Annotated in this window: 14 protein-coding genes and 2 tRNA genes; 11 read left to right on the top strand and 5 right to left on the bottom strand. The window is 60.0% G+C overall.

Annotated features, from left to right (window positions below):
• The first annotated feature begins 324 nt into the window (after positions 1-324).
• A complete protein-coding gene (locus tag HMPREF2537_RS03655; protein ID WP_070525655.1) occupies positions 325-852 on the top strand; it encodes a CPBP family intramembrane glutamic endopeptidase in 528 nt (175 codons plus the stop codon).
• A gap of 126 nt (positions 853-978) precedes the next feature.
• Here the strand turns inward: HMPREF2537_RS03655 and mgtE are convergent, their stop codons facing one another.
• Positions 979-2,343, bottom strand: a complete 1,365-nt coding sequence (gene mgtE / locus HMPREF2537_RS03660) for a magnesium transporter (RefSeq protein ID WP_070525657.1) — start codon at positions 2,341-2,343, stop codon at positions 979-981.
• A 167-nt stretch (positions 2,344-2,510) separates the two neighbouring features.
• On the opposite strand from mgtE, the gene HMPREF2537_RS03665 reads away from it, so the two are divergent.
• On the top strand, positions 2,511-3,329 hold the full coding sequence (locus HMPREF2537_RS03665) for a DUF2262 domain-containing protein (RefSeq protein ID WP_246820227.1): 819 nt from the start codon (positions 2,511-2,513) through the stop codon (positions 3,327-3,329).
• On the opposite strand, the gene crtI is transcribed toward HMPREF2537_RS03665, so the two are convergent.
• On the bottom strand, positions 3,330-4,841 hold the full coding sequence (gene crtI, locus HMPREF2537_RS03670) for a phytoene desaturase family protein (RefSeq protein WP_070525659.1): 1,512 nt from the start codon (positions 4,839-4,841) through the stop codon (positions 3,330-3,332).
• A gap of 5 nt (positions 4,842-4,846) precedes the next feature.
• On the bottom strand, positions 4,847-5,704 hold the full coding sequence (locus HMPREF2537_RS03675) for a phytoene/squalene synthase family protein (RefSeq protein WP_070525661.1): 858 nt from the start codon (positions 5,702-5,704) through the stop codon (positions 4,847-4,849).
• Positions 5,705-5,797: 93 nt separating this feature from the next.
• Between HMPREF2537_RS03675 and HMPREF2537_RS03680 the strand changes: the two genes are divergently transcribed.
• Positions 5,798-6,538, top strand: coding sequence for an ABC transporter ATP-binding protein (locus tag HMPREF2537_RS03680; RefSeq protein WP_010191300.1), 741 nt, complete (start codon positions 5,798-5,800; stop codon positions 6,536-6,538).
• A 3-nt stretch (positions 6,539-6,541) separates the two neighbouring features.
• Positions 6,542-9,088, top strand: a complete 2,547-nt coding sequence (locus HMPREF2537_RS03685; RefSeq protein WP_070525663.1) for an ABC transporter permease — start codon at positions 6,542-6,544, stop codon at positions 9,086-9,088.
• 25 nt (positions 9,089-9,113) lie between these two features.
• Here the strand turns inward: HMPREF2537_RS03685 and HMPREF2537_RS03690 are convergent, their stop codons facing one another.
• A complete protein-coding gene (locus HMPREF2537_RS03690) occupies positions 9,114-9,473 on the bottom strand; it encodes a FluC/FEX family fluoride channel (protein WP_070446091.1) in 360 nt (119 codons plus the stop codon).
• Positions 9,470-9,787, bottom strand: a complete 318-nt coding sequence (locus tag HMPREF2537_RS03695; protein ID WP_070525665.1) for a fluoride efflux transporter family protein — start codon at positions 9,785-9,787, stop codon at positions 9,470-9,472. The genes HMPREF2537_RS03690 and HMPREF2537_RS03695 overlap by 4 nt, the downstream gene beginning before the upstream one ends.
• 83 nt (positions 9,788-9,870) lie before the next feature.
• Here HMPREF2537_RS03695 and pgm point away from each other — a divergent pair, with 83 nt between their 5' ends.
• The 7 genes from pgm (at position 9,871) to HMPREF2537_RS03730 (ending at position 14,288) form a co-directional block, all read left to right on the top strand.
• Positions 9,871-11,487, top strand: coding sequence for a phosphoglucomutase (alpha-D-glucose-1,6-bisphosphate-dependent) (pgm, locus tag HMPREF2537_RS03700; RefSeq protein WP_070525667.1), 1,617 nt, complete (start codon positions 9,871-9,873; stop codon positions 11,485-11,487).
• Positions 11,488-11,498: 11 nt separating this feature from the next.
• A complete protein-coding gene (locus HMPREF2537_RS03705) occupies positions 11,499-11,960 on the top strand; it encodes a MauE/DoxX family redox-associated membrane protein (protein WP_070525669.1) in 462 nt (153 codons plus the stop codon).
• Between the two features lie 17 nt (positions 11,961-11,977).
• Positions 11,978-12,445 (top strand): MauE/DoxX family redox-associated membrane protein, encoded by a 468-nt coding sequence (locus HMPREF2537_RS03710; RefSeq protein ID WP_070446099.1) that lies wholly within the window; start codon positions 11,978-11,980, stop codon positions 12,443-12,445.
• 58 nt (positions 12,446-12,503) lie between these two features.
• Entirely contained in the window at positions 12,504-13,259 is a 756-nt protein-coding gene (locus HMPREF2537_RS03715; RefSeq protein WP_070525671.1) for a DsbA family protein, read from the top strand.
• A gap of 89 nt (positions 13,260-13,348) precedes the next feature.
• Positions 13,349-13,421: transfer RNA gene (locus HMPREF2537_RS03720), tRNA-Ala, on the top strand.
• A gap of 22 nt (positions 13,422-13,443) precedes the next feature.
• Positions 13,444-13,519 (top strand) — tRNA-Ala (locus HMPREF2537_RS03725).
• A gap of 34 nt (positions 13,520-13,553) precedes the next feature.
• Positions 13,554-14,288, top strand: a complete 735-nt coding sequence (locus tag HMPREF2537_RS03730) for a fructosamine kinase family protein (RefSeq protein ID WP_070525673.1) — start codon at positions 13,554-13,556, stop codon at positions 14,286-14,288.
• Positions 14,289-14,562: the final 274 nt, after the last annotated feature.

A 14,562-nucleotide genomic window follows, 5' to 3' on the forward strand; every position in this document is an offset into this window, starting at 1 on the left:
ACGGTGACGGGCTTCTCCGTCGTTTTGCCAGCATTACCGGCATGCGTTAACACGTCTGCACTTTCTGGTCCTGGACACGCGCACACTAGCCCATAGCGGCAATAGACCCCAATTGGGCCTAATCATGTTCACCTGAAAACGCTGATAAACAAGGCTCATACCCACCCGGGTAGCTGCCTAATTCCTAACTACTGCGAAAGGGCGATGGAAGTATGAGTTCCCCCACCTATGCTAGGGCGTCTTGTCGTCACACAGAATTGTAAACTGGGCACCGAGTTTTCTGGCTAAGTAGCCAACCCGGTCCGGGATTAGGGTACGGAGAAGATGTTTGAATTCCTTTTGTTTCTCGTTCCTTCAGTGCTTTATATCATTTTTCAGCGCAAGAGAATTGGGGTTTCTCAAGCTCGGGCAAATGTGGGTTGGCGATTGGGAAGTTGGCAAACAGTAGTACTAGGCATCATCCTTTTCCCCGTGCTGATTGGAATGGGATACGCTGGTATCCGTCTTGTATCGACGGCTAGTCTGGCCATACCGGGGGTGGTTCTGTCTCAAGGGGTAAGCCTTGCTGTCATTTTCAGGGCTATAGGCGAGGAAGTGTTTTTCCGAGGATTTGTTGGCGGCTTACTTTTTCGATCCTGGGGGTTCTGGGGTGGTAACACGCTCCAAGCGGGAGTTTTTCTTCTGCCTCATTTGATGTTGTTGAGCTTCGATGCGCAGTTGTGGCCCATACTTCCGGTTCAGTTTCTCTGCGGGTGGATCCTGGGAGTGGTGCGATACCGCTCGGGAAGCGTCATTGAATGCGCAATATTGCACGCTGCTATTAACCTTGCAATTGGACTGCTTGCGGGATAAGCGAAGGATTGTGCGCGGGCGCTCAGGGCGGTTAGTGGCTGTCAATTCGCACCAAAGATTGGGGAGCGTGCCTATTTGTCACGTAGCAGTCCTCGTACGGCTTCGCGGACACTCTTCTGTATCCAGTTAGATTCCTAAGACGGACTTTGCAATGAAGAAGTAGATGATCAAGCCCGTTGCATCACAGAAGGTAGAGATGAATGGGTTAGAGAAGACCGCAGGGTCCGCGCCAACAGTCTTAGCCACAATGGGCATGAGACCACCAACAGTCGCGGACATCGAACAAATGAGAAACAGCGTGGAGCCGATGACGAGGCCGATATCGAGGCCATAGATGACCGTCGCCAAGATAAGACCGGCCAGCCCCAGTACGGCGCCGAGCAACATTCCGACGCGCAATTCCCGCCACATGACTGCCAAGAGGTCGCGCGTGCGGACGTCGCCAAGCGCGAGCGCGCGGGTCACAGTAGTAGCTGCCTGGTTTCCTGTATTGCCGCCCGTGCCGGTGAGCAGAGGGATGAACAGAGACAGTACAACTGCCTTGGCCAAGGTGTCCTCGAAGGAATCGAGAACCCGCACGGTCAACAGAGCCGATACGGCGAGAACGAGCAGCCAGAGAATGCGGGAGCGGACGAGCTTGAGAAGGGGCGTCGACAAGTACGGCTGCTGGAGAGCTTCCGTACCGCCGGAACGAGCCGAGTCCTCGCTGTCCGCCTCTTCCATGATGTCCGTGGCATCGTCCCACGTAAGAAGACCGACGAGGCGGTGTGAATCATCCACAATCGGCAGCGCCAGCATGTCGAGTGGCAAGAACCAGCGGACGGTCTCCTCGGCGTCGGCAGTTGCGTATGCATACACCGGCTCTTTCATGATGTCCTCAATGAGGATGCCACGCTCAGCAGTGAAGAGTTCGCGCAGGCTAACGACGCCCACCAAGCGCCGGTCCTTGCGCGTTACAGGAACGGTATAGATGGTCTCTAGCTCATCGGCGTTGTCGCGGAGGGTGCGCAGGGCTTCTTCCATGCTCATTTCCGGGTGGATATCGGCCACCTCTGGCGACATACGACGCCCAACGGATCCCTTCGTGTATCCAAGGATCACTCCGGTCACGTCGCGCTGGGTCTGGGTCAGCGAGCGGAGGAGGCGATCCGCGATCTCGGCGGGCAGCTCATCCAAGAGCGCCACGCGGTCTTCGGGATCCAACTCGTCGAAGAATTCGTAGACATCGGCGTTGCCCAATTCGTCGATGATGTCCGCTTGGTGCTTTGCATCAAGCGCATCAAAGACCGCGATGGACTTTTCCCGCGGCAGCAGTCTCAATGCCAACGCAGCGCGGAGAGCGTTCTGGCGCTCCACAATTGCGATGAGTTCTTGACGGGGAACGTGGGCTAAGAGCTCCTGGAGGCGAGGGGCCTTTTTAGGATCGATGGCGTCTTCTTGCTTCAGCCACGCCTCTACGGTCTCGCTGGCCTGCTCAATAGTTTCTGCCATCGCTTCGCCTTTCCACTCGACGTCAACCTCCTCAGACTACGCTATGCAGCGCTGCACGGCCTTTTCGCAGATGTACTATTGCGGCATGCTTTCCCTCTACCGTGAATTTTCGGACCATGACGTTGTTAAAACGCTACTGAGCTTCGAAGAGGCAGAGTTTCTCCGTCGTGGCAGACACGCCGAAGAAGTCGGTGAGCGATGATCCCTACGCTGAGGATAAAACGCACATTCAGCTCATGAGCTTGCCTGGAGTTGCTTTAAAGTTGCTGCCAGAAGGAGAGCTGATTACTGGTGACATCGCCGTGCGCTATCCGCAGCTCTTCCAGACAGTCGCAGGAAAAACGCTGTGGGACCCGCGTGAAATTACAGAACTTGAGCCTTTCAGGGTGTTTCATGCTCGGGGTAGCCACCACTTCCACGAGAGGAGTAAAGAACACTATGTCGATATCTGGGAGATTCTTCCAGATGTAGCCGACGCAGCCATGGAGCAGCTCCTTGCTCGGATTGACGTTCCGGTAGAGCTTGATTCCACATTCGGCCCGTTAGTGCTCGACCGCCGTACAAATACATTCGAAGGCAGGGCAGAAGAACTCGGAGTTGATATCAGCATCGTGTATGAAGCGGAGGAGCTTCTTCTCGCGGAGAGTACGAATCTCAAGCGAAAATTCAAGGCACCCCTCACCGTGATCAACAAGGTCCTCAGTGCCGAGTTCCTCGATGAGGTCCAGGGCTTTGCTGCTGCAAAGGCCCTCCGAGCCGCCAACCGTTGGCGCCACGACGTCGCCTTGTCCGAGGGCAACAGCGTCCCGGCGCCGGAACTCACTACCAGCGACGTATACGCCAAACTCACTCCCGTTGCCGTCGAGGTTCCCCAACGTGGGACTCTCAGCGTGGAGTTTGATGATGGCTATCTTTTTGGCGGTCACCCTGTAACAGTGAAGGTAAGACGTAACGGTAGGCCTGCAGCCCTTGAGCTCGACGCTTAATTACTGTTCGCGCATCCGCGTGAGGACGTTGTGTGCAGAAATAAGGCACATCGGCACGCCCACGCCCGGCACCGTGGTGCCACCGACGTAGTACAGATTGGGCAGCTTACGGGATTGGTTCCGGCCCCGAAAAAATGCGGACTGGCGCAGCGTATGTGCAGGGCCCACGGCGCCGCCGGACCAGGAATTGTACTGCTCGGCAAAGTCGGCGGGGCCGAGCGTGCGCTTGACGACGACCCTGTCCTCCAGATCCTCAATCCCCAACCAAGCCCCTAGCTGCGCCACGGCGGCGCGGGCGATGGCGCCCACGCGGGGAGATTCCGCAGCGCCGTAGGCATCGCCATGGCCGTAGGATTCCTCTGCCGGAACGGGGACGAGGATGAAGAGATTCTCGTAGCCTTCCGGAGCTACGCCAGGATCCGTCGCGGATGTCTTGGATACGTAGATAGACTCCGAAGCTCCCAGTGGCCGCAACGGCTCAGGGCCGTGGTAGACGGCCCTAAAATCGGGGGTCCAGTCTGTGCTGAATAGCAGTGTATGGTGTGCCAGCTGCGGAAGGGCACCCTTCACGCCGAGGAAGACTAAGACAGTACCCAGACCAGGGTCACGGTGGGCAAAGTAGCGTTCCGGATACGTTTGCAGGTCCGTGGGAAGCAGCGCGGTTTCTGTGTGGTGTAAGTCGGCGGCGGAGACGATGGCATCGGCGGGGATCGTGCGGTCGTCGTCAAGCGTGACGCCCGCCGCGCGCCCGTGCGCGTGGTTGATGGCTACCACCGCCGAGCCAAGCTCGAAGGTGGCGCCGGCTGTCTGCCGCGCGATAGCGTCGACAACGGCCGCGAAGCCCCCTAAGGGATAGCGCACGCCCTCCACCAAGTCCGTGTGGCTCATCAAGGAGTACAGTGCCGGCGCGGCCTTCGGTTCAGTGGAGAGAAACACCGCGGGGTATGTCAACACCTGGCGCAGGCGGTAATCCTTAAACTGGGCGGCCACCAGCGCATCGAGCGAACGAGTCAGCAGCAGCGCGAGCGTGCCCAGTCGGGTGAGGACGTCTTTGCTGAGAAGCTGCGTGGGGTGGGAGAACGTGGTGTACAAAAAGCTGCTTAGCGCCACGGCATAGATATCGGAGGAGCGCGCTAAGTAGGCGCGCACGCGCTCGCCTGCGCCCGGCTCGAGGGATTCAAAAAGCTCTGCTACGTTCTCCACGCCCGTTTCTATATCTAGGGCCGCGCCATCTTCGTTGATAACACGGTAGGCAGGGGAGAGGTCTACTAGGTCCAGCTCGCGCTCGGTACTGGTGCCGCAGGCCCGAAAAAACTCATCGAAGGCCTCCGGCATGAGGTACCACGAGGGGCCGGTATCGAAACGGAAGCCATCCACAGCCAGGCTTCCCGCGCGCCCACCAACGCTGCGTTGCTTGTCGACGACCGTCACCCGCATCCCCTCCCGCAACAGCAAGGCTGCGGTGGCAAGTCCTGCAATACCAGCGCCGATGACAACAACATGTTTGCCCATGTTCTTTAACCCTTATTCCTTGCCGCGTGTGCTGCAGCGCGGCTGATGAGGACAGCTTTCCGCGCGGCGGGCACACTGACACGGGTAGTCATGATCTCGTGCGCAGGAGTGGTGTCGAGGAGATCCGTAAGCTCCGTGAAAAGAGCCGCCGCTGCGGCTACCCCCACCCTGGAGCTCAGAGGAAGCAGGTCCATGGCCGTGCGGGCATGGGCTAAGTCTTCGCGGATATCAGCAATGATGGCGGCCTTCGTTTCCTCATCGAGTTTGTCTGGCTCACGCAGCGTAGGAAAATAAGCGCGGCCCAGCTCCGTGGAGTCTTCATGCAGGTCCCGCAGAAAGTTGATCTTCTGAAACGCGGCACCCAGGCGCTCTGCTCCTTCTTCGACGCCAGCGGGCCGAGGAGCACCGGCATAAAAAGTATCCAGGCATAGCAGCCCAATGACTTCTGCAGAGCCCCGAACGTAGGTCTTAAAAGACTCCGCTGTGTGGGAGGTGCGCGTGAGATCGCAGCGCATGGAGGCAAAGAACTCTGCAATGTGTTCGTCCTGGAACCCGCAGCGCCGCGCGGAGAGCGCGTAGGCGTGGACGACCGGGTCGGCGTGAAAACGCTGGGACGGGGCGTTGCGGACGGTGGTTTCGTAGGCGTCGAGAAGCGCGGCCGCGTCGTGGGGATTGAGTCCCGCGTCGACGATTTCATCGGCCGTGCGCACCATGGCATATAAATTACGGATGTCCACGCGCACCCGCGGCTGAAGAAGCCGTGTGGCCAGGGAAAAACTGGTGGAGTAGTGGCGCATGATCTGAGCTGCAGCTGCTTCGGCACAGCGGTCATAATGCTCCAGAGCGGAAAGAGATGCGCGCATGGAGCATATTTTAGACCACACGCGTCACATAACTTACCCAGGGCAAGATAGGGTGGTGACGTTACTTTCCCCATCTATAAGGAGAACACGTCCATGACAACCCCAACGATGACTGCTGCGGCTCGTGCCGTCGACCTGTTCAAACAATACGGTCAGGGAGATACCGCAGTTACCGCGTTGGACCACGTCGACGTTGAGTTCGCGCGCAACACTTTTACCGCCATCATGGGCCCCTCGGGCTCCGGCAAGTCCACGCTCATGCACACCATGGCGGGGCTCGATTCGGCGACGTCCGGTTCGGCCTTCATCGGTGATACCGATATGTCGCAGCTCAGCGACAAGGATATTACGGCCCTGCGCCGCGACCGCCTGGGCTTCATCTTTCAGTCCTTCAACCTGGTGCCCACGCTGACCGCGGCAGAAAACATCACGCTGCCCACCGATATCGCTGGCAACAAGGTGGATAAAGAGTGGTTCGATGAGGTCACTTCCCGCCTGGGCTTGTCCGAGCGCTTGAATCACCGCCCAGCAGAGCTCTCCGGTGGCCAGCAGCAGCGCGTGGCCTGCGCGCGCGCCCTAGTTTCGCGCCCCGAGATCATCTTCGGCGATGAGCCGACCGGCAACCTGGATTCGAACTCCTCCGCCGAGGTACTCGACATTTTGCGCACCGCCGTGGATAAGGATGGTCAGACCGTCGTTATCGTCACGCACGATGCCAAGGCCGCCTCCTACGCAGACCGCGTGGTCTTTCTTGCTGATGGCCGCCTCGTGAATGAACTCACCAACCCAACCATGGAGTCCATCCACGCCGTGATGGCAGAAATCGAGGGCTAAAGCATGGCCACAAAGAACACCATGCGCACGGTGTCCGTGCGCAACATTCTCGCGCATAAGCTGCGCCTTGCCCTGACCTTGTTGGCGGTGGTGCTCGGCACCGCGTTCATCTCGGGTTCCTTCATGTTCACTAATTCGCTGTCGAGCACCTTCGACTCCGCTGTCTCGACTGCGTTTACCGGTGTGGACGCGGCCGTGAGCCAGAAAGAAGGCGGCCCCAACCTCGACCAAAAGATGCGCGATGACATCGCCGCCGACCCCGATGTGCGCGCGGTGAACATGCAAAGCAGCCAGACGGTCGTGGTGGCGAACAAGGACGCCGAGGCCTTTCAAACTGGTGGGGGCACCTCCAGCGTGCAGCCTTACTACCCGGAGGAGCAGTCCGTCGGTGAGCCCGCCACGCTTGTCGAAGGCTCCGAGCCGAACGGGACCGGCGAAGTCCTCATTAATGATTCCGCCGCCGAAGAGTTCGGTATCCACGTCGGCGATACCCTCCTCGTGGTCCACCCGGACCAGCGTGATGAGGTGAAGGTCGTGGGCGTCGTCAAGCCTGCAGTGGACCAAGGCCCCAGCCTGACCTTGCTCATGGGGCACGAGGCCTTCGTCGAGCGCTATGGCAATTCTGCCCAGTTGAAGGTCGCGGCGGCCGAGGGCGTCGACGCCGATGCCCTCGTGGAGCACCTCAATGAAACCTTCGAGGTTAAGGCGGAATCCGGCCAGAAGCTGGCCGATGAGTTGTCGGATCAGATTTCCTCTGCCCTGAAATTCGTCAACTACTTCCTCATCGCTTTCGGCCTCATTGCGCTGTTGGTGGGCACATTTATCATTGCGAATACCTTCTCAATGATTGTGGCCCAGCGCACCAAGGAGTTCGCGCTTCTGCGTGCACTCGGCGCCTCGCGTGGTCAGATTACGCGCTCGGTGGTGACGGAGGCCTTCATCGTGGGCCTCGTGGGTTCTGCCGTGGGCGTGGTCGCAGGCATGGGCCTGGTTGCGCTCATTAAGGCCGTCTTTGCCGCCAAGGACATGCCCATGGGCGGCGGTTTGGGTCTGAGCGTCAGCGCAGTGGTCGTGCCGTTGCTTTTGGGTGCCGTGGTCACCATCATTTCCGCGTGGGCGCCGGCGCGCCGGGCGGGTGCGGTGAAACCCGTGGAAGCCATGCGCTCCACCGAGTCCGCGGCTGGTTCCTCGTTGCTCGTGCGCAGCGTTCTGGGCGGGTTGCTGCTCGTTCTAGGCATCATCTTCGCGCTCGTTGGAGTGTTTATCGATGCCTCCACAGGCATCCGCGCCTCCCTCGTGGGCCTCGGTGCGCTCAACCTCATCCTTGGTTTCTTCCTCGCCGGCCCGGCCATCTCCCTGCCTATCGTTCCGGGGATCGGCCGCGTGGTTGGTGCGCCCTTTGGCGCGGTGGGCAAGCTGGCGTCGACGAACTCGGCGCGTAACCCGCGCCGAACCGCGGCTACCGCGTTCGCCCTCATGCTGGGGGTGGCGCTAGTGACCTCGATCGGCATGTTGGGCGCGACGATGAAGGCCTCGGTTGCCGATGCCGTCGAACAGGATGCCCGCGCAGACTTCTTGCTGTCCGGTCCGACGTCCGGAAGCTTCCCGACGCCGAACGAGACGGCGCAGCGTGCCCGCGATACTGAGGGCGCTGGCCAGGTCGTAGCGATGAGTACTGCGCCGCTACAGGTGGATGGCCAGGCTTCGATGAATTATGGCCCGGAGATGTTGATTAGCCAGGTCATCGATGGCAACGCCGATGACATGCTCAACCTGACTGTGGTGGACGGTGCCGTGAATACGGGCGAGGAGCCTGGCTTCATCGCCGAGGCTGGCTTGGCTGCGGAGCATGGTTGGGAAGTCGGTCAGTCTTATGAGCTGGCCGGCCCGGATCCCTCCCGCACCGCGCAGGTGAAGCTCCTCGGCACGTATGAGCATTTTGAGATGCTTCCGGGTCTGGCCGTGTCCAAGTCTGCGGCAGAAGAGGTCGTTGACCCCGGTAGCCTTGACGTCACGGTGGTCTCCGTGAACGCGGAGGAAGGCTATGACAAGGAGAAGCTGCGCGCCAACCTGGAGAAGTCCGTCAAGGACCTCGTCGTGGTGCAGGTGCGCACCAGTGAGGAGTACGCCGGCGAGGCTGCCGGCATGATTGACCAGATGCTCACGATCCTCTATGCGCTGCTGGCCCTTGCCGTGGTCATCGCGGTCCTGGGCATTGTCAATACCCTCACGCTGGGCGTGATCGAACGCCGACAAGAAATCGGCATGCTGCGCGCGGTGGGCACCCAGCGCCGCCAGATTCGCACGATGATCACCGTGGAATCGGTACAGATTGCCCTCTTTGGTGCGCTCATGGGCATCCTCATGGGACTGGGGATGGGATGGTCCTTCATCTCCGTGCTGTCCGACGAAGGCCTCGATAGCGCGACGGTGCCGTGGCTGATGCTCGCGGTCATGTTCGTGGGCTCCGGAATCGTGGGTGTGCTGGCAGCGCTGTGGCCGGCGCAGCGCGCGGCGAAGACCCCACCGTTGGACGCCATCGCTGACTAGTGCAGACAGGGGCGTGCTAGGTAGGTTAGGCGAGAAGCGAACCTACCCACGCCCCGCGCCAGGCCACCACGATTCCCAGGCCGATGGTCCAGAAGAGATAACGCGCCAAGCGCCACCAGCGCTTGGCTTTTATCATTTCTCCCAGTTCCTTGGCCAGCGTGGACCACGTGGATAGCCCGCCAGCGAGTCCGGCTGCTAGCAGGGGGAGAAAATACTCGGGGGTGTGGGCATGCGTGGCATAGCCGTAGGCCACGCCCGCCACGGCTGCGCCAATGAGGTTAGCGGCAAAGGTACACGTGGGGGAGGGCAGCACGCGGGTGAGCAGGTAGCGCCCGCAGCCGCCGACAAAGCCACCGGCGAGTACGGCCAGGATGGAGAGAATCATGCGTGCCTCCGATCCTGCAAGCGGTCACTCATGAGGTAGGCCCCGGTGCAGCCGACGACCGTCGCCAACACGTAGGCCCCTGCCTGCGCCGGGTCGAAGCCGGAGGTGAGAAAAGCAAAGGCAGCAAAGCTGGTGAAGCCGCCTAAGAAACCTGTGCCCCAGAATGCCGGGGGTTTGGCATAGCCCATAACAGCGCTGCCGAGAACGTTGATGAGCAGCAGCGGCAGAGCGCCACCCCCGAGAAGCGAAGAAAGGCCGAAGCGGGCCAGCGCCCCGAGCGCGGCCCCGCAGCCCACAAGAAGGATCTGTGGCATAGGCACCATCCTAATTGGGATGCGAAACCAGCGTGAAGCAGGCAAGCTTAGGGTGTATCCACATCCCCAAGGAGGAAACCACCATGGCACACGAGCGCGCCGGCCAACTAGCCCAGTCTTCCGATCTCATTGACATTGCAGAGCTAGTCACCGCGTATTACACCCGCACCCCCGACGCTGATAACCCCGACCAGCAGGTTTCCTTCGGCACCTCCGGGCACCGCGGCTCCGCTTTGGATACCGCCTTCAACGAGGCCCACATCTTGGCGATTACCCAGGCCATCGTGGATTACCGCGCTGAGCAGGGGACCACGGGTGCCATCTTCATCGGCCGCGATACCCACGCTTTGTCCGAGCCCGCCATGGTCTCCGCCCTCGAGGTTCTCCTTGCCAATGGGTTGGAGGTTCGTGTGGATGACCGCGGCCGCTACACCCCGACCCCGGCAGTCTCCCACGCCATCCTGACCAACCCGGGCACCGATGGCATCGTGATCACTCCCTCCCACAACCCGCCGCGTGATGGTGGTTTCAAGTACAACCCGCCGACGGGCGGCCCAGCAGACACGGATGCCACCGACTGGATTGCAGCCAAGGCCAACGACTACCTGCGCGCTGGGCTGGAGGGCGTCAAGCGCGTGCCGGTTGACGGCGTGCTCGATGAGCGCTGCGTCAAGCACAATTACCTCGACTCCTACGTGGCTGACCTAGCAAACGTGGTGGACATGGCGGCCATTAAAAAGGCCGGTGTGCGCATCGGCGCGGATCCGATGGGCGGCGCCTCGGTGGACTACTGGGCGGCCATCGCCGAGCACTACGGGCTCAACATGACGGTGGTAAATCCCGAGGTAGACGGCACCTTCCGCTTCATGACCCTGGATACTGACGGCAAGATCCGCATGGACTGCTCCTCCCCGGACGCTATGGCTTCGTTGGTGGAGAACCGCTCCAAGTACGACCTGGCTACGGGCAACGACGCGGATTCCGATCGCCATGGCATCGTCACCCCGGATGCGGGTCTGATGAACCCGAACCACTACCTGGCTGTGGCCATTGAGTACCTATTTAGCCACCGTCCCGAGTGGGGTGAGGCCGGGGTGGGCAAGACCTTGGTGTCTTCCTCCATGATCGATCGCGTCGTGGCCAGCCTGGGCCGTGAGCTCGTGGAGGTGCCGGTGGGCTTCAAGTGGTTCGTGCCGGGGCTTGTCGACGGCTCCCTAGGTTTCGGCGGCGAAGAATCCGCCGGTGCCTCCTTCTTGCGCTTCGACGGAACTGTGTGGTCCACCGATAAGGATGGCATCATCATGGATCTCTTGGCCGCCGAGATCCTGGCGGTGACGGGTAAAACCCCGTCCCAGCGCTACGCGGAGCTGGCAGAGAAGTACGGCGCACCGGCCTATGCGCGGACCGACGCGCCAGCTACCCGCGAGCAGAAGGCGATCCTGAAGAAGCTCTCTCCGGAGCAGGTCACGGCCACTGAGCTGGCGGGCGAGGAGATCGTCGCCAAGCTCACCGAAGCGCCGGGCAACGGCGCGGCGATCGGTGGCCTGAAGGTGACGACGGAAAACGCATGGTTCGCCGCGCGCCCGTCCGGCACGGAAGACAAGTACAAGATTTATGCCGAGAGCTTCCGTGGCGAAGAACACCTCAAGCAGGTCCAGGAAGAGGCGCAGGCGCTGGTGTCACAGGTTCTCGGAGCTTAGGCTAATGGTTTATGACAACCGCACAACGCACCTCGGTGCTTGACCTGTCCAGCGCACTCGCCCGATTCGGCATGGCCGCCGTGTGGATTATCGCCGGCATACAGAAACTGGACGCTCGGATGGAGATGGCACAGGCCATCCGGGCCTATGGCATCTTCACCCCGGAATGGTCTGAGTACTTGGCCTTCCTCATTGCGCCGCTTGAAATCGTTGGAGGGCTGCTGCTGTTGTTGGGCCTGTTCTTGAGGGAGGCGTCGGCAGTCGCTGCGGTGGTCCTGGTCCTGTTCATGGTGGGAATTTCTCAGGCGTGGGCGCGTGGGCTAGTCATCGATTGTGGGTGTTTTGGCTACGACCCCAACGACGTGAGCCAAGGCATGAACTACGCACTGACGCTGCTTCGCGACGCTTTCTTCCTCATCCTCACCGCGTGGACGATCTGGCGCCCGTATCGTCGTTACGCTCTCCACCCGTAACTTGTTAGGCTAATCCCGTGTTTAAAAACAAGATCAGCGCAACGCTTGTGCTGGACGTTATCAGTGCGTTTGCGCGATTTTATATGGCCTATGTGTGGATTAAAGCGGGAGCGTCGAAGCTGTCGGACCAGCTCGCGGTATCGCAAAGCATCAAGGCATATGAAATCTTTACCCCAGAGTGGTCCCACTATTTGTCCTATCTGATTGGCCCGCTTGAAGTGTGCGGCGGCCTGTTGCTCCTGTTGGGGCTGTTCCTTCGGCAATCGGCGTGGGTGGGGCAGATTGTCCTCGTTCTATTCATGATCGGCATCGCGCAGGCATGGGCGCGGGGACTCGGGATTGACTGCGGGTGTTTCTCCGTTAGCCCTGATGAGGACGCGCAAGTGATGAACTACATGATGACACTGCTGCGTGATGTCTTCTATTCTGTCTTAATGGTGTGGACGATCAAGCGTCCTTTCACCAAATTTGCATTGCACCCTTAACAACGGTGTGTAGGCTTTTCATCTGTTCGAACTTAAGTCATAAAGGCAAGGTTGTTTAATGAGTACAGTCAAAGACCCCAACTCCAAAGGCAATAGTGGATTCGTCTGGGGCCTCGCTGTTCTGCTGGTTATTATTGCCGTGGTCATCGGATACATCGTCTACCAAGGGCGAGGCGCACAGACCGATGCGCTGGGGGACTACGCGGCCGAGGATGTCTCCATGGAGATTTCCCTCGCGGACAATGCGGTAACCTTCAAGTCTGCGGATGCCGCAAAGGACGCAACCGAAGTAGAGCTGTACGAGGACTACTCCTGCCCACACTGTGGTGACCTGGCGAAGGAAACCGACGAGCAGATGAAGGATGCGATTGATGCGGGCGAGCTCGTCGTGCACGTGCGCACCCTCAACTTCCTCGACGGCAGCCCGAACGGCCTGGAGAGCATCAAGTCCAACACGGGCCACTCCTCCAAGGCCGCTGCTGCGATGGAACAGGTAGCAAAGACCGGTGACGCCACGCTCTACTGGAACCTGCGTAAGTACCTCATGGAGAACCAGTCCAAGGTGTACAACAAGTGGGAGATGGAAGACTTCGCTGCTGCCGCGAAGGAACTGGGCGCAGATGATGCCACGGTGAAGGCCATTGAGGAAGCCCCGGTTGGTGAAGGAAACCCGCTGGTGACCTCGAACTACGAAAAGCTTGAAAAGGAAACCGGCAGCGTATCCTCGCCGCGCATTATCAAGGACGGCAAGGACATTCCGGAGGATGACAAGACCTCCATCATGGAATGGGTCAACATCGTTACTGAGAAGTAAATTTAGCGCCCCAACTCGCGATTTGGTGAGTGAATGGGGAGCGGATATATTGATACGAGTTGCAATCTTAAAGGTTGCACCTCGTATGAGGGGCTATGGCGCAGTTGGTAGCGCACCACACTGGCAGTGTGGGGGTCACGGGTTCGAATCCCGTTAGCTCCACTTTAAAATTCAATATTGCCCTGGGGCTATGGCGCAGTTGGTAGCGCACCACACTGGCAGTGTGGGGGTCACGGGTTCGAATCCCGTTAGCTCCACCATCGGCCGTCTCTTTCGCAGAGGCGGCCTTTTTCTATGCTGGGGAGCATGGATGTTTTCACCAAGTCAGTAGCACGAGCTGATCAAGCCGAGGCAGAGGCCGCGGGCCTGCGCTGGTTAGCAGCCGCAAGAAAGGACGTCGTGGTGGAAGTTGCGGGGCTGACAGGTTCGACGATTAGTACGCGTCGAGTAGCGCAGGCGCGACCGAGTGCTGCTGCAGCGCGGGCGTTTGGTGAAGCGTTGCGGCAGGTTCATCAGGCAGGCGCCCCAGCTTTCGGCGCACCGCCAGAGGGGTGGGAAGGCGCGAACTTCATTGGGCGCGTGGAGCAACCCTGCGAACCACGCGAAGCCTGGGGTGAGTTCTACGCCGAACAGCGGGTGGTGCCATTTATAGAAGGACTTCCGGAGGGGCTGCGGGACTGCGTATATGTGGCGGCCGAAGCTATAGCCGCCGTGGACTGGGACGTTGAGCCTGCACGAATTCATGGTGATTTGTGGGCAGGGAATGTGTTGTTCCAGGAGGACACGGCGGTCATGATTGACCCTGCAGCGCACGGCGGGCATCCGTGGACGGATTTGGCCATGCTGGAACTGTTCGGAACGCCCTACTATGACGAGATACTGCGGGGCTATGGGGCGGGTGAGGAGTACCGGAAGTGGGTGCCGATGCACCAGTTGCACCCACTTGCAGTTCATGCGATGACGCATGGTCCGGCCTACTACGCTCCGCTTGAGCAGGCTGCGCATGCCACGCTTGAGGCATTGCGATGAGCGCGTGACCGCTCGAAGGTTCTGCCGGGTTTTAAGGAAAAGGAGCTCTGGGTGCGCTTTTGAGCTCCGGAATTCGCGTTGCACTCGACAGCTCGACCGTCAACGATGGCTCAGTTGGTGGGCTTCGCCCTTTAAGGGCTTAGGAACCCCGGTTCTCTGCTGCATCCGGCGTGGTCTGGGATCCCCGAAATCCCCGCGCACCTTCTTGTGGTTCGTGGGTGGTGCTGTCCTGAAGGATCGCCGATATCCCCGTCAACCTGGTTGTGGTTGGCGG

The organism is Corynebacterium sp. HMSC074E01, from assembly GCF_001808885.1.
GTDB lineage: Bacteria > Actinomycetota > Actinomycetes > Mycobacteriales > Mycobacteriaceae > Corynebacterium.

Coding starts and splice junctions, on each gene's coding strand:
- HMPREF2537_RS03695 (WP_070525665.1), bottom strand. CDS start 9,787: ATGCCACAGATCCTTCTTGTGGGCTGCGGGGCCGCGCTCGGGGCGCTG.
- HMPREF2537_RS03690 (WP_070446091.1), bottom strand. CDS start 9,473: ATGATTCTCTCCATCCTGGCCGTACTCGCCGGTGGCTTTGTCGGCGGC.
- HMPREF2537_RS03715 (WP_070525671.1), top strand. CDS start 12,504: ATGAGTACAGTCAAAGACCCCAACTCCAAAGGCAATAGTGGATTCGTC.
- HMPREF2537_RS03730 (WP_070525673.1), top strand. CDS start 13,554: ATGCTGGGGAGCATGGATGTTTTCACCAAGTCAGTAGCACGAGCTGAT.
- HMPREF2537_RS03675 (WP_070525661.1), bottom strand. CDS start 5,704: ATGCGCGCATCTCTTTCCGCTCTGGAGCATTATGACCGCTGTGCCGAA.
- HMPREF2537_RS03680 (WP_010191300.1), top strand. CDS start 5,798: ATGACAACCCCAACGATGACTGCTGCGGCTCGTGCCGTCGACCTGTTC.
- crtI (WP_070525659.1), bottom strand. CDS start 4,841: ATGGGCAAACATGTTGTTGTCATCGGCGCTGGTATTGCAGGACTTGCC.
- HMPREF2537_RS03655 (WP_070525655.1), top strand. CDS start 325: ATGTTTGAATTCCTTTTGTTTCTCGTTCCTTCAGTGCTTTATATCATT.
- pgm (WP_070525667.1), top strand. CDS start 9,871: ATGGCACACGAGCGCGCCGGCCAACTAGCCCAGTCTTCCGATCTCATT.
- mgtE (WP_070525657.1), bottom strand. CDS start 2,343: ATGGCAGAAACTATTGAGCAGGCCAGCGAGACCGTAGAGGCGTGGCTG.
- HMPREF2537_RS03705 (WP_070525669.1), top strand. CDS start 11,499: ATGACAACCGCACAACGCACCTCGGTGCTTGACCTGTCCAGCGCACTC.
- HMPREF2537_RS03685 (WP_070525663.1), top strand. CDS start 6,542: ATGGCCACAAAGAACACCATGCGCACGGTGTCCGTGCGCAACATTCTC.